Annotated in this window: 18 protein-coding genes and 3 pseudogenes; 13 read left to right on the top strand and 8 right to left on the bottom strand. The window is 68.4% G+C overall.

All coding sequences use genetic code 11. The annotated features are described in order from the left end of the window. Nucleotides 1-107: 107 nt before the first annotated feature. Together ACIOHC_RS38705 and ACIOHC_RS38700 are read right to left on the bottom strand one after the other, a co-directional pair. Complete coding sequence (locus ACIOHC_RS38705; RefSeq protein WP_401846246.1) at nucleotides 108-500, bottom strand: SRPBCC family protein; 393 nt, start codon at nucleotides 498-500, stop codon at nucleotides 108-110. Between the two features lie 429 nt (nucleotides 501-929). Next, nucleotides 930-1,139: a cyclophilin-like fold protein gene (locus ACIOHC_RS38700; protein ID WP_351083005.1), complete on the bottom strand. Its 210-nt coding sequence runs from the start codon at nucleotides 1,137-1,139 to the stop codon at nucleotides 930-932. Here ACIOHC_RS38700 and ACIOHC_RS38695 point away from each other — a divergent pair. Continuing rightward, on the top strand, nucleotides 1,132-1,293 hold the full coding sequence (locus ACIOHC_RS38695; protein WP_351083003.1) for a hypothetical protein: 162 nt from the start codon (nucleotides 1,132-1,134) through the stop codon (nucleotides 1,291-1,293). The genes ACIOHC_RS38700 and ACIOHC_RS38695 overlap by 8 nt on opposite strands. 76 nt (nucleotides 1,294-1,369) lie before the next feature. Here the strand turns inward: ACIOHC_RS38695 and ACIOHC_RS38690 are convergent. Further along, nucleotides 1,370-1,594, bottom strand: a pseudogene (locus ACIOHC_RS38690) (dehydrogenase); the annotation flags it as partial. 13 nt (nucleotides 1,595-1,607) lie between these two features. Between ACIOHC_RS38690 and ACIOHC_RS38685 the strand changes: the two are divergent. Further along, nucleotides 1,608-1,801, top strand: a pseudogene (locus tag ACIOHC_RS38685) (transcriptional regulator); the annotation flags it as partial. Between the two features lie 126 nt (nucleotides 1,802-1,927). Here the strand turns inward: ACIOHC_RS38685 and ACIOHC_RS38680 are convergent. The 3 genes and pseudogenes from ACIOHC_RS38680 to ACIOHC_RS38670 form a co-directional block, all read right to left on the bottom strand. Then, nucleotides 1,928-2,947, bottom strand: a complete 1,020-nt coding sequence (locus tag ACIOHC_RS38680) for an aldo/keto reductase (protein WP_351083001.1) — start codon at nucleotides 2,945-2,947, stop codon at nucleotides 1,928-1,930. 31 nt (nucleotides 2,948-2,978) lie between these two features. Further along, nucleotides 2,979-3,868 (bottom strand): annotated as a pseudogene (locus ACIOHC_RS38675) (helix-turn-helix transcriptional regulator). A 2-nt stretch (nucleotides 3,869-3,870) separates the two neighbouring features. Then, nucleotides 3,871-4,185 (bottom strand): hypothetical protein, encoded by a 315-nt coding sequence (locus ACIOHC_RS38670; protein ID WP_351082999.1) that lies wholly within the window; start codon nucleotides 4,183-4,185, stop codon nucleotides 3,871-3,873. 407 nt (nucleotides 4,186-4,592) lie between these two features. Between ACIOHC_RS38670 and ACIOHC_RS38665 the strand changes: the two genes are divergently transcribed. The 5 genes from ACIOHC_RS38665 to ACIOHC_RS38645 all read left to right on the top strand — a co-directional run bounded on the left by ACIOHC_RS38665 (nucleotide 4,593) and on the right by ACIOHC_RS38645 (nucleotide 6,851). Beyond that, on the top strand, nucleotides 4,593-4,772 hold the full coding sequence (locus ACIOHC_RS38665; RefSeq protein WP_351082998.1) for a hypothetical protein: 180 nt from the start codon (nucleotides 4,593-4,595) through the stop codon (nucleotides 4,770-4,772). Continuing rightward, nucleotides 4,769-5,248 (top strand): hypothetical protein, encoded by a 480-nt coding sequence (locus ACIOHC_RS38660; protein WP_401846245.1) that lies wholly within the window; start codon nucleotides 4,769-4,771, stop codon nucleotides 5,246-5,248. Before ACIOHC_RS38665 ends, ACIOHC_RS38660 begins: the two co-directional genes overlap by 4 nt. After that, nucleotides 5,248-6,132, top strand: coding sequence for an aldo/keto reductase (locus tag ACIOHC_RS38655; RefSeq protein WP_401846243.1), 885 nt, complete (start codon nucleotides 5,248-5,250; stop codon nucleotides 6,130-6,132). The genes ACIOHC_RS38660 and ACIOHC_RS38655 overlap by 1 nt, the downstream gene beginning before the upstream one ends. 99 nt (nucleotides 6,133-6,231) lie before the next feature. Further along, on the top strand, nucleotides 6,232-6,579 hold the full coding sequence (locus ACIOHC_RS38650) for an alcohol dehydrogenase catalytic domain-containing protein (protein ID WP_401846242.1): 348 nt from the start codon (nucleotides 6,232-6,234) through the stop codon (nucleotides 6,577-6,579). Between the two features lie 2 nt (nucleotides 6,580-6,581). Continuing rightward, the gene (locus ACIOHC_RS38645; RefSeq protein WP_401846286.1) at nucleotides 6,582-6,851 is read left to right on the top strand and encodes a zinc-binding dehydrogenase; all 270 of its coding nucleotides are present in this window, start codon (nucleotides 6,582-6,584) and stop codon (nucleotides 6,849-6,851) included. Nucleotides 6,852-6,970: 119 nt separating this feature from the next. On the opposite strand, the gene ACIOHC_RS38640 is transcribed toward ACIOHC_RS38645, so the two are convergent. Then, nucleotides 6,971-9,121, bottom strand: a complete 2,151-nt coding sequence (locus ACIOHC_RS38640; protein WP_401846241.1) for a DUF6351 family protein — start codon at nucleotides 9,119-9,121, stop codon at nucleotides 6,971-6,973. Between the two features lie 241 nt (nucleotides 9,122-9,362). Continuing rightward, the gene (locus ACIOHC_RS38635) at nucleotides 9,363-10,505 is read right to left on the bottom strand and encodes a mandelate racemase/muconate lactonizing enzyme family protein (RefSeq protein ID WP_351082987.1); all 1,143 of its coding nucleotides are present in this window, start codon (nucleotides 10,503-10,505) and stop codon (nucleotides 9,363-9,365) included. A gap of 235 nt (nucleotides 10,506-10,740) precedes the next feature. On the opposite strand from ACIOHC_RS38635, the gene ACIOHC_RS38630 reads away from it, so the two are divergent. The 6 genes from ACIOHC_RS38630 (at nucleotide 10,741) to ACIOHC_RS38605 (ending at nucleotide 19,666) form a co-directional block, all read left to right on the top strand. Next, complete coding sequence (locus tag ACIOHC_RS38630; protein WP_351082985.1) at nucleotides 10,741-11,742, top strand: LacI family DNA-binding transcriptional regulator; 1,002 nt, start codon at nucleotides 10,741-10,743, stop codon at nucleotides 11,740-11,742. 119 nt (nucleotides 11,743-11,861) lie between these two features. Beyond that, nucleotides 11,862-13,202 carry an extracellular solute-binding protein gene (locus ACIOHC_RS38625; protein ID WP_351082984.1) on the top strand — a complete coding sequence of 447 codons (1,341 nt, stop codon included), beginning with the start codon at nucleotides 11,862-11,864 and terminating at the stop codon, nucleotides 13,200-13,202. Between the two features lie 7 nt (nucleotides 13,203-13,209). Next, entirely contained in the window at nucleotides 13,210-14,160 is a 951-nt protein-coding gene (locus ACIOHC_RS38620) for a sugar ABC transporter permease (RefSeq protein WP_365693042.1), read from the top strand. Beyond that, nucleotides 14,157-15,035: a carbohydrate ABC transporter permease gene (locus ACIOHC_RS38615; protein WP_351082979.1), complete on the top strand. Its 879-nt coding sequence runs from the start codon at nucleotides 14,157-14,159 to the stop codon at nucleotides 15,033-15,035. Before ACIOHC_RS38620 ends, ACIOHC_RS38615 begins: the two co-directional genes overlap by 4 nt. Before the next feature lie 104 nt (nucleotides 15,036-15,139). Beyond that, nucleotides 15,140-17,431: a hypothetical protein gene (locus ACIOHC_RS38610; RefSeq protein WP_401846238.1), complete on the top strand. Its 2,292-nt coding sequence runs from the start codon at nucleotides 15,140-15,142 to the stop codon at nucleotides 17,429-17,431. Nucleotides 17,432-17,443: 12 nt separating this feature from the next. After that, on the top strand, nucleotides 17,444-19,666 hold the full coding sequence (locus ACIOHC_RS38605; RefSeq protein ID WP_401846236.1) for an FAD-dependent oxidoreductase: 2,223 nt from the start codon (nucleotides 17,444-17,446) through the stop codon (nucleotides 19,664-19,666). Nucleotides 19,667-19,682: the final 16 nt, after the last annotated feature.

Genomic DNA, 19,682 nt, shown 5'->3' with positions numbered 1-19,682 from the left:
AGGTGGGAACCCGGATGGCTCCGGCGAGTGCCCGGTCAGGTCCGTCACCCGACCGGTGCCGTTGAACGCACAGGTTGCATCAGGCACCCACGTCGATGGGCACGACGTCAAGCCGGTCCCGCCAGACGGGCCGTCAGAACACGGGCCCGGGCCTGCTGGACCGCCCCCGCCTGGGAGGCGGCGAAGCGGAGCAGGCCCGGGGGCGTCCGCAGGTGCAGCGTGTCGGTGACGACGCAGCCGGCCTCATAGCGGTCGATGGTGAAGCGGTAGCTCATGCGGACCCGGCCGGGGCTGCGGACCTCGCCGGATATCTCGGCGGACTGCGGAAGACCGTCCGAGACGGCGACGAGCGTGACGTCGATGATGTTGTCGTGCCGTAGGACGCCGAGGAACCGGAAGCGCTCCACGGCCGTGTAGTGCACGGTCCCGCCGCTGCGCCGCACGTCGCGGACGGCGACGAGGAGCGGCGACAGGCCGACGTAACGCGATGGTTCGGCCAAGTGCGCGAAGACCTCCTCAGGCGGCGCTGTGATCCGGAACGTGTGTTTCAGCTCGGCGGACGGCACCTCGGACCCTCCTCGATACGGTGTGGTGGCACGGTGATCCTCCCATCGCGGGCGCTCGTAAAGGGTCGTTGAGCCCTCGCCCCAAGGGAAGGTCCCTGCGCCTGAGTCGAGGGCACCCGAGTAGGGGCCCACATGCTCTTCACACGCGATCAGTGCGCGACAACGGCCTTGCGCACCCTCAATACGACCTGACGAGACCCCAGCTCAGGGCCAAGCTGTACAGCTCACGAACCTTATGAGCCTCAGAGGAAAGCAGAGCAAAAGCCGCGTATGCACCGGTCCCCAGGTGTCCGGCCCCGCGATGGTGGCTCGCTTACACGGGCGCGCCGGGCCATAGCAGATGGCCAGGTTGCGCCAGGGCGCCTAGTGGGCCAGGTCCCCTGCTCGGGGGGCGGGCGCGTCCGGGGCGCCGGATGTGTCCAGTTTCCGAGGGAGGTCGGCGACCCGCTCGGTCCGGTGGAAGTCCTCCAGGCCGAGCGAGAACGGGAGCAGCGCGGCGAAGTCCCTGGCAGCGGAGCTGTCGCTCAGGGTGGCTCGGACGGGATGTCCGTCGAAGGTGAGCTGGATGCGCACGGCGCTGCTCCTGTCGGACGGTGGGGTGGGCTGGGTGCTGGCCGTCCTGAGGCGCACGGAGGCGGTCGCCGGGGCGGACCGGTCGGCAGTCTGCCCGCTGCCGGAGCAGGTGGTCAGAGCCAGTAGTCCCAGGGCCGCGTCGATCGCCGACTGAACCGGTCGAAGCGGCCCGAGTAGCCAAAGTTGCACCGCCTGGAGAGGGCGCCGGAGACTTGTCCACGGCCTCTTCGTCACTCGCGCATCGGCTCGGCATAGTGGCGGAAGCCGTCGCGCTCGGTGTGCAGGGCGTACAGGCGCTCGGCCGGCACCTGAGGGCTGCTGTGCTCGGAGTCGGGCCGGATCGCGCCGGGGATGATCAGCTCGGTGGCGTGGATGTTCTCGGCGGCGAGCGCGTCGTGGAGCATGCGGGCGTAGGCGCTCTCGGCGGCGAAGGCGACCGAGGTGCCGGCCCGCTCGGAATGCGGGAGGACCGCGCACTTCCACCACGAGGCCGTCGGAGATATCACCCTCGCCTACAAGGGCGTGGAGATGGCGGCCGAACCCGGCCTCACCGTCACCATCTACACGGCCGAACCCGGCTCACCTCCGAAGAGGGCCTGCGCCTGCTCACCTCCTGGGCCGCGACACAGGAAGCCCTCGCCGGGCGGCCGCGAGAGAACTGACCTCTCTCCCCGCGGCGCGCCCGCAGTCCCGGAAGGTGGCGGCGCCGCTTCCAGGGAGCCAGAGGTGGCAGGGTGGCAGAGGCCATCCCGGAGGCGATCCGGCCCCGGGCCTTGGGCCGGATCGTGTCAACGCCGTCGCTGGTCAACCCGCAGCTCGAAGTCGCCGTAGCTGTTGTCGACCGGGTTGACCGTGACCCCGGGGGCGACGATCTCGTCGATGGCGTCGAGCACGTCGGAGGACAGCGTGACGTCGGCGGCGGGCAGGAACGCCTCCAGCTGCTCCATGGTGCGCGGGCCGATGATCGCCGAGGTGACGCCCGGGTGGTTGATGACGAAGGCGACAGCCAGCTCGATCAGAGTGAGGCCGGACTTCTCCGCCAGGACGGCGAGCCGTTCGACAGCGTCGAGCTTGCGCTGGTTGGCGGGGGTGCTCATGTCGAAGCGGGCCTGGGGGCGCGCCGCGGAGGCGGGGCCCTCGGAGGCGTTCTTGCGGTAGCGGCCCGAGAGCCAGCCGCCGGAGAGCGGACTGTAGGTGAGCGTGCCCATGCCGTGGCGGCGCGCGGTGGGGAGCACGTCCTCCTCAATGCCCCGGACCAGGATCGAGTACGGCGGCTGCTCGGTAACGAACCGCTCCAGGTGACGCTCCCGCGAGGTCCACTGAGCCTCGACGATCCGGGAGCCGCAGTAGGACGAGGAGCCGATGTAGCGGACCTTGCCCTGGCGCACGAGGTCGGTGAGGGCGCCGAGGGTCTCGGCCACGTCCGTCTCCGGGCTGGGGCGGTGGACCTGGTAGAGGTCGACGTGGTCGGTGCCCAGGCGCCGCAGGGGGTTCTCGACCTCGCGGATGATCCAGCGCCGTGAGCCGCCTCGCTGGTTGGGGTCGTCCTGGTCCATCGGCATGAAGAACTTGGTCGCCAGGAAGACATCGTCGCGGCGGTCCTTGAGCGCCTTGCCGACGATCTCTTCGGAGACGCCGGCGGAGTACACGTCAGCGGTGTCGACGAAGTTGATGCCCGCGTCGAGGGCGCGGTGGATGATCCGCACCGAGTCTGATTCGTCCGCGTTGCCCCAGGGGCCGAACATCATCGCGCCCAGGCAGAGGGGGCTGACTTGGACGCCGGTGCGGCCGAGTGGTCGGTACTGCATGAAGCACTTCTCCTCGTTGGTGTCCGTCTGGTCAGTCGTTCCCCGGCCGGTCGCTCCCGGAGGAGACGGCCGTTCCGGTGCTCGCCCAACTGGCGAGGAGACCGAGTGCCTCCCGCTCGCGCGAGCCCGGTTCAGGGGTATAGAAGTTGAGCCGGAGGCCGGGGTCTGACGGCAGGTCCATCGCCTCGTAAGGCAGGGCGAGGTCGCCCACCAGCGGGGGGTGCAGGTTCTTGACGCCGGAGCGGTGGAACTTCACGTCGTGGCGTGCCCACCGGCGGGCGAAGTCGCTGCTCCTTGTTGTCAGCTCTCCGATCAGGTCGGTCAGCGCCTTGTCCTGCGGTGCCCGGCCCGTCTCGTTGCGCAGGAAGGCCACCGCGTCGTCGGCGCCCTTGTCCCAGTCGACCCAGAATTCCCTGCTCGCGGGGTCCAGGAACATGAAACGGGCGCTGTTGCCCGGCCCGCGCTGAGCGAACAGCGGCGAGTCGAAGACGGGTGCGTACAGCGCGCGGCCCAGTCCGTTAGTGGCGAGGATGCCGGTACGTCGGTCATGGAGTCGAGCAGCCGCAGGATCGTCGGACGCACCCGGGAAGCGGTCACCGTGGGCCGTCGGCTTGAGGGAGTGGCCGCACGAGCCAGGTCGTAGAGGTAGGTGCGCTCGGCCTCGTCGAGCTGCAGGGCGTGCGCGAGAGCTTCGAGGACCGAGTCGGAGGCTCCGCTGACGTTTCCGCGCTCCAGCCGGACGTAGTAGTCCACGCTCATGCCCGCCAGCAGAGCAACCTCTTCACGGCGCAGGCCCGCGACACGGCGCTTCCCGCCGAAGACCGGCAACCCGGCCTGCTCCGGAGTGATCCGAGCGCGCCGGGTGCTCAGGAACTCGCGGACCTCGGCGGCCAGATTCCTCTTCTTTTCACTCTCAGTCATGGTCAGACCTCGGGAGCTTGATGGGCGACGCGTCGGCGGGGCGCGCCCTCGGACCGGTCGGCGTCGAACGTGGGGTGGGTGAAGGCTTCGGCGCGGGCGGCGAAGGGCACGGGGGCCTCCTCTTGCTCGGTCGGTGCGGATCTGGCCTGCACCCTCACGGTAGGTGCGTCGGTGAGCGCCTGCGAGGTACTGCCATTACCTGGAAAGGGAGTGACTCCCACCTGCGCGTCCAGCCGCGGTTCCCTGGAGAAGGACTGCGAATCCTCGACGGGCCTGATGAAACCGACCTGAAGGAACAGCGTGCGCGCAGCACTCATGTACAAAACCCTCGACATCCGCGTCGGGCAGGGCGCCGACCCGTACCTCAAGGAAGCGCAAGGCCCTCAAGGTTCTGGTGGGGCTGTGAACAGGCAGCATGTGATCAGCACGGTGGACGCCTCCCCTTCTGACGTGCAGCTTCGCCGAGGGCCGGGCTCGTAACCGGGCGATGGCCGCCTACAGCGCTGTCGCCGGTCTCGGCGCCGCGTCCGGCCTGGTCGTCGGAGGTCTCGTCGCAGATCTGATCTCATGGCTGGCCGGGTCTTCCTCAACCTCCCGGTCGGCATCGTGATGACGGTGCCGGCCCTGCGGTTCCTGCCCGAGACCGAACGCCGGCAAGGCCGCTTCGACATCGCCGGGGCGGTGCCGGCGACACTGGGTTCGACCGCACTTTTTTCTCGGCATCGTGAACGCCGCCGACTTCGGCTGGACCGCTGTCCTGACCCTGGTGGCGCTGGTGGCCGGCGTGGTGATGCTCGGGCTGTTCCATGGGCGCGATGATGGGCTTCTTCTTCACCGCGCAGTTCGTGCAGAGCGTCTACCACTGGACACCCGCTGCAGGCCGGCCTCGCGTTCCTTCCGATGACGCTGGTCAACTTCGTTCTCGCTGTCCAGGTCCCGCGGCTGCTGGAACGGGCCGCAAGGCCGCTCGTGCTCCTGACCGGGGTTGTCCTGACCACGGTGGGCGTGGCGTGGCTCAGCCGCCTCGACCTGCACACCCCCTACCTGACGGGCGTGGCCCTGCCCATGGTGCTGATCGGCTCCGGCCGGGGCCTGACGCTGGCCCCGCTGACCTCCAGCGGTGGCGACGGCGTCGCCCCCGCGGACGCGGGGGTCGGCTCGGGCCTGGTCAACACCGTGCACCAGATCGGCAGCGCGCTCAGCCTGAGCATCCTGACCGCCGTCGCCGCCTCCGTCTCCACCGGGCACGCGGCCGAAGACATCGCGGCCCGCTCGGGAACGGCCCTGACCGGCTCCGCTGTCCTGCTCGCTCTGGCGGTCATGAGCGTCCTCACCCTCATCCTGCCCGCACGGGCTACTCACAACGAAAGGTCCCTGTGATGCAGACCCTCACCCTCAACAACGGCGTCGAGATGCCCGCCCTCGGACTCGGTGTCTTCCAGACCCCGCCCGATGAGACCCGGGCCGCTGTCGAGGCCGCGCTCGACCTCGGCTACCGGCACATCGGCACCGCCGCCGCCTACAGCAACGAACGCGAGGTCGGCCAAGCCATCCGCGACTCCGGAGTGTCACGCGACGAGATCTTCATCGAGACCAAAATCTGGATCAGCGACTACGGCTACGACGAGACCCTGCACGGATGCGACAAGAGCGCCGCAAAGCTCGGGGTCGACCAGATCGACCTGCTGATCCTGCACCAGGCCCTGCCATCGGACTTCGACAAGACCCTCGCCGCCTACCGCGCCCTGGAAGAGCTCCTGGCGGACGGCAAGGTGCGAGCCATCGGCGTCAGCAACTTCATGGTCGACCACCTGACCACGCTGCTGGACGCCACCTCCGTCGTGCCGGCGGTCAACCAACTGGAGATTCACCCCTACTTCCAGCAGCGTGCCGTGCTCGACTTCGACGACCAGCACCACATCCTCAACCAGGCGTGGTCCCCGATCGGCGGGATCACCTTCTACCCGGGCTACGGCGAGGACCGCAAGAGCGTCCTTACGGACCCGGCCGTCACCCGCATCGCCAAGGCGCACCTCAAGAGCCCCGCCCAGGTGCTGCTGCGCTGGGGCCTCCAGCAGGGCCGCTCGGTCATCCCCAAGTCCACCAAGCGCACCCGCATCGCCGAGAACATCGGCGTCTTCGGCTTCGAGCTCACAGCAGACGAACTCACCGCCCTGGACGCGTTGGAGACCGGTCGGCGCGGCGGCCCCGATCCCGAGAACGTCACCCTCACCGCCTACGGCCGCGTCATTCCCGAAGCCTGACCCGATCCTCCAGCACCAGAACCCCGGAAGGAATCCATGTGCCCACCACCGTCAAGGCGTTCGGCGCCCACGACGTGCGTCAAACGCTCGGTTCCCCTCATGATCGAGCGCCGCGACGTCGGCCCGCACGACGTCAGGCTCGACATCCTGTACTGCGGCATCTGCCACTCCGACCTGAACTTCACCTGCGGCGAGTTCGGCCCACTGCCGACCAGCCCGCTCGTCCCCGGCCACGAGGTCGTCGGACGGCTCACCGAGACCGGGACCGAGGTCACCCGCCACCAGGTCGGCGACCTGGTCGGCATCGGTTGCGTGGTCAACTCCTGCCGCGACTGCGAGAACTGCCGGGCAGCGCAGGAGCAGTACTGCGGCACGGCGACGGACCGGGCACCGAGGTCGCGGTCGTCGGCCTCGGCGGCCTCGGCGGCCTGGGCCACCTCGGCGTGAAGATGACCAAGGCCATGGGCGCCGACGTCACCGTTCTCTCGCGGTCCGACCGCAAGCGGGAGGCCGCCGCGGCCCTTGGTGCCGATCACTACGCCGTCACCGGCGACGGATCCGCGTTCACGGAGCTGGCCAACGCCTTCGACTCCATCCTCAACACCGTCAGCGCACCGCCCTCACTGAAGGACTTCCTGGTGATGCTGCGTCTGCACGGCACCGTGATCAGCGTGGGAACGGACAAGGAAGCCAGTTCCCAGACCGAACAGAGGAAGTGATTCCCGGCCATCAGACCCGCTCTCCCCTCGTCCGCCGCGTCCGGTCCCCGGCCGGGCGCTGGACACGGCCCGCCGGGCTGGGAAAGCAGCCAGGTCCTGGCTCACCTGCCGCGATCCTGTCACTTCCGGTCGAAGGAGAGCCATGTACCGGCGAGGCCCTGCTGACCCGCCCCGGGCTGGGACCAGTCGCAGACACCGGTTCGGAAGATCGCCTTCAGATCCTCGAACTGGCCGTCGGTCACCGGCACTCGGTAGTCGGAGCGGACCACGGGACGCTTGCGGCACTTGACGATGTCGTTGGCCACATCGGCTCCGGCGACCATCCGCGGCGATGTCCACACCGGGTAGAGGGTGTTGCACTCGGTGTTGTCGATGCCCTCGACCTGGGGCTCCGCGATCTTCTTCGCACCGATGCCACGGGTCCAGCAGGCGTCCGTGAGACCCTGCGGCCGGTGGCGGGCGATCTTCTCGATGGGGGCGTCGTTGCCGGAGTCTGCCTTGATGCCGGTGAGCCACTGGTCCATGTCGGACAGCATCCCGGCGAGAGTGAATCCGTGCCCGTTGGAGCGGGTGAGCATGACCTGGTTGGCGTGGGTGCCGTTGGCCTTGTCCAAGCGCGCACGGGTGGAGAAGGAGTGGAAGCGCATGTGCATGTCGCCGGCCGCCGCGTCGTCCGTGTAGTCGCGGTAGTCGATGATCGGAACGTCGGCGAGACCGCCACCGCCGTTCAGCATGCGGCCCGTGCGGTAGGCCGTCCGTACCGCCTTGAGATCGGCGACGGTGCGCTCGGCGGCGGGCTTGGCGTCGCCGTCGAGGCCGCCGATGCGCCGGTTCAGGTCGATGAACTGGTCCATGTCGATGGTCCCCTTGTTCAGGGCCTCAAGTCCGTACTGGATACCGGTGTTGTCGAGCGGCCTGCGCGCCTTCCCGGTCTCCGGCACTTCGCCGTAGACGTTCACGGTGTGGCTGTAGACGTCACAGCGGGCACCGTCCGGATTGGTGTCGGGGTCGTAGCGCTGCCCCTCGGGCAGCTGGGGCGGGCAGAACACCGTGGGGTCGATACGGCCGCCCGCCCTGGCCAGGCTGCCGATGCTCTCCCACTTGCCGAACCCGGAGACCGCCTGCTGCTGGTCCTTGGTGAACGCGTCCGGCGCGACTTCCTTGAAGTAGTGGTTCAGGAGCTGGGCGTCGCTGAGCGTCTGAATCGTCCCGAAGCCGACGTCGGGGAAGCTGCAGCCGGAGAGGATGCCGTCCAGCAGACCCGGGTAGTTGTCGGCGATCTGGTGGGTCTGGTACGAGCCGCCGGAGCAGCCGTTTCCGATGGTGAAGGCAGGCTCGCCGTACGTCTCCACGAAGCGTTCCTTGACCATGCTCATGGTCTCGGCGGCCAGCAGGTCGTTGCAGTTGTTGCCGAAGACGTTCAGCGTGGACGATGCGACGCCATAGCCCTTGCTCAGATACGTGTCGTTCATGATGCCGACGGTGTTGCGGCCCTGGACGTACCAGCCGCCGTTGCAGCCCCCGCCGAAGCCGTACACGAGGCGCCCGTTCCAGCCCGGCCCACGCTGCAGCGGGTCGGGGGTGCCGGACCTCGGGTCGTGCAGCACGGCCGTCTCGTAGATGCCGCGGTTGATGGTGCCGGTCTCGACGCGGACGATGTACGGCACCTTCTTGCCCGCGCTCGTCGTGGCGGTCGCCAGGTCGGCGGGAAGGACGTTCTCGTCGGGCAACGGAAGGAACTTGCCGGCCGTGGTGCGATACATGTAGTCGACACGGGTCTTGACCGAGCAGTCCTTGTCGATCGGCTGCCCGAGGGTGCCGCCGGTGACCGTCTTGAACTCGGCGGTGTCACAGACGAACGGCTGCTCGTGCGGCCCGGCGAACACCGGCCCCGTGATGGGGTGGTTCTTCAGGGTCAGTTGTCCGGCGTCCGCGCCCTGAGCCCTGGCCGTGAGCCTGTTGTCGCCCTTGGACAACTCCTTCACCACGCCCATCAGCGCATTGTCGCCGGACGGCCGGAAGCTCGAGGTCACGTCCCGGCCCTCTACCTCGACCCGGACTTTGTCGGCCGCTATGGAGGGGGGCACCTCCACACGGATCAAGGCGTCGTCTCCTGACACCGTGCCGGGCCGCGACGACACGGCCGTCACCTGCAGCTTCTCGCGTTCCTGGCTGCCGGCCGGCGTCGCCGACGCGCCTACCAGCACGCCCATGAACGCTATGCCGGCAAGGCCCAGCTCGACCGGCCTCGCGGCTCCTCTGAACGACACGACGGAACTCGCCTCACTTTCTGGAGTCGGAATTCGTGCTCAGTGTGCAGACGCGGGCTGTGGGCCCGCCGGGACGGTGATGCGAATGCCCCGTTGTCATGGTGTGCGGCTTCCCAGCCAGTAACCGGAAGGGACCCGCTCCTTGTCCGGCCACCTGTTCGGTACCGGATGGGACACAAGGGTTGTACGCGGCTTTCGATTCCGCGCGGGCGGGCCCGCGTGGCCGACCGGCCCTCCCCGGCTACCAGTTGGTGAACGCCCCGTCCGCCGTGCGCAAGTGCGGGCGCTCGGCCGCCGCGGCCTGGTACCGGCGCGCCGCCTCCCGGTCGATGTCGACGCCGATGCCGGGCAGTTCGCTCAGCTCCACCCGCCCGGGAAGGATCGTCGGCCGCGCGGTGAAGAGGTCGGCGATGGCCGGATCGGGGTCGGTCTGGTGCTCCTGGATCGCCACATTGGGGCAGGCCAGGTTGAGCTGGAGCGAGGAAGCGGCGGTCACCGGGCCGAGCGGGTTGTGGGTGGCGAGCTTGATGTGGTGGGTCTCCGCCATCGCCGCGATCTTCTTCGCCTCGGTCAGGCCCGCGGCCACCCCGACGTCCACGCGCGCGTAATCGATGAGATCGTCCTCGATGAGTGTTCTGAACTCCCATTTGGAGCCGTACTGCTCACCTGCGGCCAGTGGTACGCCGGTACGGGTCCGCAGCATGCGGTAGCTGTCCGGGTTCTCACAGCGCAGCGGGTCCTCGACGAAGTACGGGCGGGCCGCCTCGACCTCCCTGCACAGGGTCAGCGCCTCCGGCGGATCCAGGCGCGTATGGACGTCAAGGATCAGCTCCACCTCGTCGCCGACCGTGTCCCGCACCTGGTGGAAGAGGTCGGCCGAGTCGCGCAGGCAGCGGCGGGCGTCGAGCGTGCCGTCGGCGTCGTGCGGAGAGGCGAACCGCAGATGACGCCAGCCCTCGGCGACCAGCTCGCGGCAGCGGTCCAGGAACCAAGCGCGATCGTGGTAGCCGTCGCCGACGTGCACATAGGCGGGTACGTGATCACGCACCCGGCCCCCGAGGAGTTCATGCACCGGTACGCCGAGCGCCTTGCCGCGGATGTCCCAAAGCGCCACGTCCACCGCTGCGATGGCGGCGCCGAGTATGCGGTCGGCGGGAAAGAACCCGCGCCGGAACATCACCTGCCAGAGGTGCTCGATCCGTCGCGGGTCCTCGCCGACGATCAGCTCCGCGAGGTGCTCGAGACCGCCCGCGACCGCCCGTTGGCGCGACCTGATGCCGACCTCGCCCAAGCCGTGGATGCCCTCGTCGGTGTCGACCACGACCAGCATCATGCTGTCGCCGTGGTCGGGGAGAGTCAGCACTTCCAGGCCGGTGATCTTCATGCCACTCCTCTATGAAAACGTTCCCGCAATTTCAGTGCCGTTCTTGAGAACACATCATCAGCAGCAGTCGAGTCGAAGCGCAAGACCCGCGCATCCAGCGGGTTTTCCTCGGTGAAATAGTTCTGACACACGTCTTGACACGCCCTGGGAACGTTCGCAAACATCAACCGCATTCGCAGGATCCAGATGCGAGACGACCGGGGTCCCCCGGCTCAAGACGACGAGGAGGCCGTCCGTGGCAGTCACGATCCGGGAGGTGGCGAGCGCCGCGGGCGTCTCGGTGTCGACGGTGTCCCGTGCGTTCACCGCACCCGACCAGGTGCAGCCGGCGACGCGGCAGCGCATCCTCGATGCCGCGGCCGAGCTCGGCTACTCCCCCAACCCGGCGGCCCGTTCACTGCGCGGCGGCGGCACCGGAACGCTCGGCCTGATCGTCCCGGACATCGCCAACCCGTTCTTCCCGCCGATCATCAAGGCGATGCAGGCCCGCGCCCGGCACCTGGGCTACACGGTCCTGGTCGCCGACAGCGACGAGCGCGAGGCGGACGAGTTGGCCGCCATCGCGGCCGTATCGAAGCGGGTCGACGGCCTGATCCTGTGGGCCTCCACCCTCACCGAGGGCCGGCTCCATGAACTCGCGGGCCAGATGCCGCTGGTGGTGGTGAACCGTCATGTGCCAGGCATCCCCGAGGTCCGGATCTCCCTGTCCGCGGGCATCGCACAGGCCGCCGAGCAGTTGAAGGCGTACGGCCATCGGCGCTGCGTCTTCATCAACGCGTCCCGCGCCGAGCTGAGTCGCGGCAAGTCCATCCAGGAGTCCTTCGAAGCGCTCGACCTCTCCCTGTCCGAGCTCGGCCCGTACGAGCCGCGGTTCGAGACGGGTGTGCACGCCGCCACCCTCGTCGCCGCCCACGACGCGACGGCCGTGATCGCCCACAACGATCTGGTCGCCCTCGGCGTGCTGCACCAGATGGCCAACCTCGGCGTGAGCGTGCCGCGCGACGTCAGCGTCATCGGCATCGACGACACGCTGCTCGCCTCCGTCTCCACCCCCAGCCTCACCACGATCAGGATCGACCCCGAAGAGATCGCCACGCGCGCGGGGGACCTCCTGATCGAGACGATCGCGAGCTCAACAGGCCGCGTTGGAACGGGACTTGAAGCAACTGCCCCCTTCGTGGAGATCGGCTCCCGCCTGATCCCCCGCGCCTCGACGGGACCCGCACCCGCCCACTGATCCACGGTGCACGCCACCACAACGAGCAAAGCACCGCACTACACCGCACCGAGCCCACTCCTGCCCTTCTTGGAGCCGTTATGCCCAGAAACTCCCGCCGTGCGGCCATACTTGGCTGCATGGCGCTGACCGCGACCCTCGCGGGCTGTTCCTCCCTCACCCCGAGCAGTGCCGGCGGGAACGGCGATCTCGTGCTGCGGGTGCAGGGCATGCCGCCGGCCACCGACAAGCCGGGGGTCGCCCTGTTCAAGAAGCAGGTGGCCGACTTCGAGAAGGCCAACCCGGGCATCAGGGTCAAGGGTTCGACCACGGTCTTCGACCCGCTGACCTTCTCCGCGAAGCTGTCCGGCGGCAATGTCGAGGACGTCATCAAGGTGCCGCTGACCGAGCCGCAGCGACTCATCCAGCAGAAGCAGGTGCAGCCGATCACCGGGCAACTCAAGGAGTGGAAGCACTTCACGGAGTTCAACCCTCAGGTCCTCCAGCCGCTCACCGACAGCGACGGCGACGTGTACGGCGTACCGCAGAATCCGTACGCCCAGGGCCTGGTCTACAACCGCGAGCTCTTCGAGAAGGCCGGCCTCGACCCGGACAGACCGCCGACCACCTGGGCGGAGGTCCGCACAGCCGCCAAGAGGATCAGCGACAGTACCGGCAAGGCGGGCTTCGTCCACGAGTCCAAGGACAACCAGGGCGGCTGGCAGCTGACGATGCTGTCGTACGCCTTCGGTGGCGAGCTGGAGAAGGAGCAGGGTGGCAAATACGCCGCCACGCTCACCGGAGAGCCGACGAAGAAGGGGCTGCGGCTGCTCAAGGACATGCGCTGGAAGGACGATTCGCTCGGCAGAACCCTGCTCAACAATCAGAACGACGTGATCAAGCAGTTCGCGGCCGGGCAGGTCGGCATGTTCATGGGCAGCCCGGGGACGTACCGACTGGCGAAGATGCAGTTCGGCATGGAGAACACCGACGCCTTCGGAGTGGCCCCGATGCCGCAGTCCGGCGGCGATGCGACACTCACCGGCGGCGACATCTACATGGTCCCGAAGTCCGCCGACAAGAAGCATGCGGCAGCGGCCGTCGAGTGGCTGACCTTCGCCTACGCCAAGCCGCAGTACAGCACCGACATCGCCGCCGAGCAGGCCAAGGCGCTCTCTGCCGACCCGAAGTCCGCGGTGGGCGTGCCGACGCTTCCGGTCTTCGACAAGAAGCGGCAGACCGAGATCGACGCAGCGATCAAGCCGTACGTCAATGTGAAGCTGCAGAACTTCAAGCCGTACATCGACGGTCTCTCCACGTTGAAACTGAAGCCGGAGCCGCCGTACCAGGCGCAGAAGCTGTACACCGTGCTCGACCCGGTGGTCCAGGCTGTGCTCACCAAGCGCGACGCCGACATCGACTCCCTGCTGGCCTCGGCCGAGAAGGACGTCAATGCCAAGCTCGCCGCGGACCAGAAGTAGCCGGCCCATGGCCCTGCTCACTCCGTCCCGGCGCCCGGCCGCTGTGGCCGAGGATCCCGTGCCGCGAACCCTGCCGCAGCGGCGGCGTGGCACCGGCTCCCGCAACCAGTTCACGGCCTGGCTGTTCCTCGTCCCCGCGCTGCTGGTCTTCGGGCTCTTTGCCTGGTGGCCGATCGTGCGCAGCCTGCTGCTCAGCTTCCAGAAGACCAACCTCGTCGAGCCCGCGGTCTGGGTCGGCCTGGACAACTTCCGTACCCTGTTCGACGATCCGCTGCTCGGCACCGCCGTCGGGAACACTCTGTTCTTCGTGGTCCTCGGCCTGCTGATCGGCTTCCCGGCGCCGCTGATCCTGGCCGCGATCATGTCGACGGTGCGGCGCGGCGCGGGCGTCTACCGTTTCCTGGTGTATCTGCCAGTGGTCATCCCGCCAGTGGTGGCGATCCTGCTCTGGAAGTGGTTCTACGATCCCGGGAGCGGGCTCTTCAACAACGTCCTCGGCAAGGTCGGGCTCGGCCCGTACTCGTGGCTGGAGTCCTCCGACAGCGCCATGCTCTCGCTGGTCCTGGAGGCCACCTGGGCGGGCATGGGCGGCGCCGTCCTGATCTACCTCGCGGCGATGGTCGGCATTCCCGGCGAACTCTATGAGGCCGCCGAGGTGGACGGCGCCGGGATCTGGCGGCGGATCTGGCACGTGATGCTGCCCCAACTCCGCTCCGTCATCGGACTGTTGATGCTCGTCCAGCTGATCAACACGGTTCAGGTCTTCACCGAGCCGTACGTCTTCACCGGCGGCGGACCCGAGAACTCCACCCTCACGGTCCTGCTGCTGATCTTCCGGTACGCCTTCCAGGACGGCGAGTACGGCCAGGCCGCCGCGCTCTCCTTCCTGATGGTGCTCGCCCTCGCCCTGCTCTCCGCGGTGTATCTGCGGGCCACCCGCAGCTGGAGCACGTCATGACCACGCTCACCACCTTCGTCTCCACCAACGACCGTCAACGCCCCGGCGTACGCGCCGCAGTGCGCTCCATCCAGGTGTTCGCCCTGATCCTGCTGCTGCTCATCGGCATCGGACCGCTGTACTGGATGGTCAAGGGCGCGGTCTCAACGCCCACCGAGCTCACCACTCAGCCCCTGGCCCTCTGGCCGGACCGGCCGGCCCTGGGCAACTTCTCGGCGGCGTACACCGATCTGAGTGTCGGCCGCTATCTGATGAACACCTTCCTGGTGGTCGGCGGATCGTGGTTCGTGCAGCTCTTCGTCTCGGCCACGGCGGGCTTCGCCCTGTCGGTGCTCAGGCCGAGGTTCGGCAAGGCCGTCTACGGGGCGATCCTCGCCACGATGTTCGTGCCGTACACGGTGAACATGGTCAGCCTCTTCATGACCGTGATCGATGTGCCGTTCCTCCATCTCAACCTGGGCGACACCTACTGGGCGATCTGGCTGCCGGCCGGCACGAACGCCTTCACGGTGCTACTCGCCAAGCAGTTCTTCGACGCCCTGCCGAAGGAGCTGTTCGACGCGGCGCGGGTCGACGGGGCGAGTACCTGGCAACTGCTCACCAAGATCGTGCTGCCCATGAGCAAGCCGGTGCTCGCCGTGATCAGTCTGCTCGCGGTGATGCACTCCTGGAAGGACTTCATCTGGCCGCTGGTGGCCATCACCGACCCCGAGAAGCAGCCGATCAGTGTCGCTCTCGCCCAGCTCGCCACGCAGGCTCCGCAGGACCAGCTGATCGCCGCGATGGTGCTCGCCGTCGCCCCGCCGGTGCTCGTCTTCGTCGTCTGCCAGAAGTACATCGTCGCCGGGCTCGGCTTCACCGGAGTCAAGGGCTGAGTTCCACCGGAGCCAACGGCCGAGCCCGCAACTTCCCCACCACACCTTCCGCTTCGGAGCCTTCGGAGCATCCGGAACACCCCGACCAAGAGAAGGGCACCTCCATGTCAGTCGCCCGCCGCAGATTCATCCAGGGCACGGCCGTCGCCACCGGCGCCGCACTGCTGCCGACCGTTCCCGCGTACGCCGCAGACCCGGTCGCCATCGAGGCCGACGGCATCACCCTGGTCGGCCGTAGCGACGGCAGCGTCCTCGTGCAGGACGGTGCGGGCGCCGACCGCATCCTGCTCAACCACTTCATGATCAAGGACAGCGCGTTCGGCCAGCAGCGGACCTTCGGCGGTACGCCCGCCCGGATCACGCTCCCCGACGGGCGGCCCGCGATTCAGGTCACGTACACGATGGCGAGCGGCGTGTCCGGAGTCACGGTGCACGGCACCTTCGACGTCACCCCTCACAAGGCTCACATGAAGTGGGAGGTCAGCGGCTCCAGCACGCTCACTCCGGCCGGCTTCATGTTCTCCCGCACGGTGTACGAAGCGACCGCGGCGGAGTCGTACGAAGCGCTGACCGTCTGGGAGCGGGACGCCCGAGGCGGCATTCCGTACGAGGTGAACTCGGGCGGCGCGTACGTGGAGACGTGGGCGGGATCGAAGGGCTTCTTCTGCCTTTCGTCCACCAACCCGGCGAGCACGAATGCCACATGGGTCCATTCCCCCGGCACCTCGACCGGCGCGAGCACCGCGGTCACCGAGGCCGATCTGGTCCTCGGCGACCTCCGGCCGCGCGGGGCGGGAGCGCTCGCTGCCAAGAGGCCCCTCGGCGTGGAGGTGTGGACCGACCAGCCGTTCAACCTCTACAAGGCGGCCGGGCAGACGATGACGCTCAAGGCGCAGGTCGTCAACGGCTCCGCCGCGGCCAGAGCGGTGACACTCACCTGGTGGGCGCGGGACTTCGGCGGCAAGAAGATCGCCTGCGGAACGCTCTCCAAGAACCTCGCGGCGGGCGCCGCCTGGAACGCCTCCTTTCCCCTGACCTCGCCCTCGCAGAACATCGTGTTCACCGAGGTGGAGGCGGTCAGCGGCAATGACAAGGCGCTGGCCCGCACGAATCTGAGCGTGCTCCCGGAGTTCGCGTACAAGGCGGGCAAGGAGTCGATGTTCGGCCTCGCCAACTACCCCTGGCTGCTGAAGCCCGGCAAGGACGCAGTACTCGGGCTGGTCAGGACGCTCGGCATCAAGTGGATCCGCATCGCCTACGCAGGCGCCCCGGGCATCGACACCGCGACTCTGGACGCGAACGGCATCGGGCACAACGTGGAGCTGAGCGGCATCCCCGTGGGCGGTAGTCCGGAGCAGATCGCGGCCTGGGCCGACACGAATGTCGCCAAGGCCCTGGACGCCGGGGCCGCGTACTTCGAGGTGAGCAACGAGGTCAACCAGCCCTGGATGTCGGGCCGCGGCGCCGACGCCTACGTCCGGGACGGTCTGCGCCAGGTCACCACGCGCCTCGACGCGGCGGGCTCGCGGATGAAGGTCATGAACGCCGGCCTCGGCGGCATGGACTACGTATGGACCAAGAACTTCCATGACGCGGGCGGCTGGGACCTCATCGATGCCTTCGCCTTCCACCCCGGTCGCGGCAACTTCACGCCCGACTTCGCGCCGCCGCCCGAGGAGTGGACGCAGGGGTCGTCCGGCTCGTACTGGAACTTCCTCGGCGCACTGCGCAAGGCGAACCAGGTCCTGGAGGAGTACGGCGGCGACAAGGAGCTGTGGCTCACCGAGGCGTACGCACCGACCCGGCCCAACGCGTGGTGGAGCGACACCTACCGGCACGCCGCCGAGAACACGCTGCTCACGCTCGCTCTCGCCATGTCCGAGAAGGTACGCGCCGTCAACTGGTACCAGCTGCACGACTCGACGATCCACCACCCCCAGGAGGCCGACCCGGCCAACCCCGAGTACCACTACGGCCTGATGAACCGCGACACCAGTGCCAAGCCCTCGCTCCTCGCCTTCGCGACTGCCGCCCGGGTCCTGGACGAGGCCGAGTTCGTCCGGCATCTCGCCTTCGCGGACCAGGACATCAAGGGGCTCCTCTTCACCACTCCCGGCGGACCGGTGTCCATCATCTGGAGCCGCAAGGACGGGTACATCCTCAACTCCGAGCACGGCGAGGATCCTTGGTATGCATCGCCCGAGCCATGGATCGACACCTGGACGACCAAAACCACGGTCGTGGCCCACTCGGAGACGGTCAACGGCAGGGTGCGGGAGCTGAACTGCATCGGCCAGGAGCGCTCTCTGAAAGCCTCCAACGGCAGGGTCACCCTCACCCTCGACGGCGCCCCGCGCGTCTACTACGGTCTCGCCGCCAATCCCGACTGGAAGTAAGTGACGTACGACATGAGGAATGAAACCGCACGGCACGACGTCACCGTCGTCGGCGGCGGCCTGGCCGGGGTCTGCGCGGCGATCGCCGCGGCCCGGCTCGGCCGGAGCGTCGCGCTGATCAACAACAGGCCGGTGCTCGGCGGCAACGCGAGCAGCGAGGTCCGGGTCTGGGTGTGCGGCGCGACCGGCCACGGCAAGAATCACCATGCCCGTGAGGGCGGCATCATGGGCGAGTTGCTCGTGGAGAACCAGTTCCGCAACCCGGACGGGAACCCCTATTACTGGGATGCCGTGGTCCTGGACGCCGTGCGCGCCGAGCCCGGCATCACGCTCTACCTCAACACCGACGTGCGCGAGGTCGACGCCGAAGGCCCGGACGAGGCCCGGCGGATCACCTCGGTCACCGGCTGGATGATGGGCTCGGAGCGGCGGATACGTTTCGAGAGCTCGCTCTTCCTCGACTGCACGGGAGACGGCCTGATCGGCCACCTGGCGGGCGCCCGCCACCGCATCGGCCGGGAATCGCGCGCCGAGTACGACGAGGCATGGGCTCCGGAGACGGCCGACGACATCACTCTGGGCTCAACTCTCCTCTTCTATACGAAGGATGCGGGTCACCCGGTCAAATTCGTGCCGCCGAACTTCGCCAAGGACATCACCCGGACCTCCATCCCGCAGCGCCGCATCATCAAGGCGGGCGACAACGGCTGCGCGTACTGGTGGATCGAGTTCGGCGGCGAGCTCGACACCGTCCACGACAACGAACGCATCCGCGACGAACTGTGGTCGGTGATCCACGGCATCTGGGACCACATCAAGAACTCCGGCGAGTTCGACGCGGCGAACATGACCCTGGAGTGGGTGGGCTCGGTCCCCGGTAAACGGGAGTACCGGCGCTTCCTCGGCGACTACGTCCTGCACCAGGGCGACATCCTCGGCCAGACCGAGTTCGCCGACCGGGTCGCTTTCGGCGGTTGGTCGATCGATCTGCATCCGCCGCAGGGCATGTTCGCCACCGAGGCAGGGGCCAGACAGCTCTACGCGGACGGCATTTACCACATTCCGTACCGCAGCCTCTACTCGGTGAACACCGAGAACCTGCTCTTCGCCGGGCGCAACATCTCCGCCAGCCATGTCGCCTTCGGCTCGACCCGCGTCATGGCGACCTGCGCCACGATCGGGCAGGCGGCCGGCACGGCGGCGGCACTCTGCGCCACCGGAAATGTCACCCCGCGCGAACTCCCCGTACCCGAGCTGCACCGGGCGCTGCTGCGCCAGGATGCCTCGCTCATCGGCCTCGCCTCGACGGACCCGGAGGACCTGGCCCTGCGGGCTAGGGCCACCGCCTCATCCACTCTGACCGGCTTGGCAGTCGAGGACTCCGACGAGCTATGGCCGCTCGCGGCGGACGCCGGACTCGTCCTCCCCGCGGACCCGGACCTCTCCGGGGTGGAACTGCTCGTCGACGCCGACCGCGACACCGAGATCGTGATCGATCTGTACGACCCTGCACTCGGCCAGAACTACGTCCCGCGCCGCCTCGTCACCTCCACCACCCTGCCCGTCGCCGCCGGTGCCCGGCAGTGGCTCAAGACGGGCCTGGACTGGTCTCCCGAAACCCCGCGCAACGCCTTCCTGGTCGTCCGCGCCAACGACGCCCTCGCTCTGCACCGCTCCGACCGCCCGACCCCCGGCGTCCTGTGCTTCACGCGCGTCCCGCTGCGCCCGTCGGACGAATCGCCGCAGCCGCTGCGCGAGTGGACGGACAGGGGTCTGCTGCGCCGCACCTTCTGCCTCCGTACGGGAGAGACCGCAGCCTACTCCCCCGCCAAGGCCACCGACGGCTATGCCCGCCCGTACGCGGGACCGCACATGTGGGTCTCCGCACCACTGGCGGACGTCCCTTCCCCCTGGCTCGAGTTGGCCTGGCCCGAACCGGTCGCTCTGGGCCGGATCGAGGTCATCGCCGACGACGACGTCAACGAGGACCTGATCAACTTGCACCACCACCGCACGCCCTTCGACACCCTCCCCACCCTCCTTCGCGACTACCGCGTCGAGGCATTGGATACTGACGGCACCTGGCGCGTCATCGCCCGTGCGGCGCAGAATCGGCGGCGACGCGAGACGCACACGCCGGCGGAGCCGGTCACCACATCGGCGATCCGGATCGTCGTCGAAGCCACCAACGGGGCGGCGTCGGCGCACGTCGTCGCCGTGCGCGCCTACGAGTAGAAGCACCGACGCAGGA

It is taken from the genome of Streptomyces sp. NPDC088252, assembly GCF_044740965.1.
Taxonomy (GTDB): Bacteria; Actinomycetota; Actinomycetes; order Streptomycetales; family Streptomycetaceae; genus Streptomyces.
Note: the sequence above shows the minus strand (reverse complement) of the source record. Positions and strands in the feature narration are given on the sequence as shown.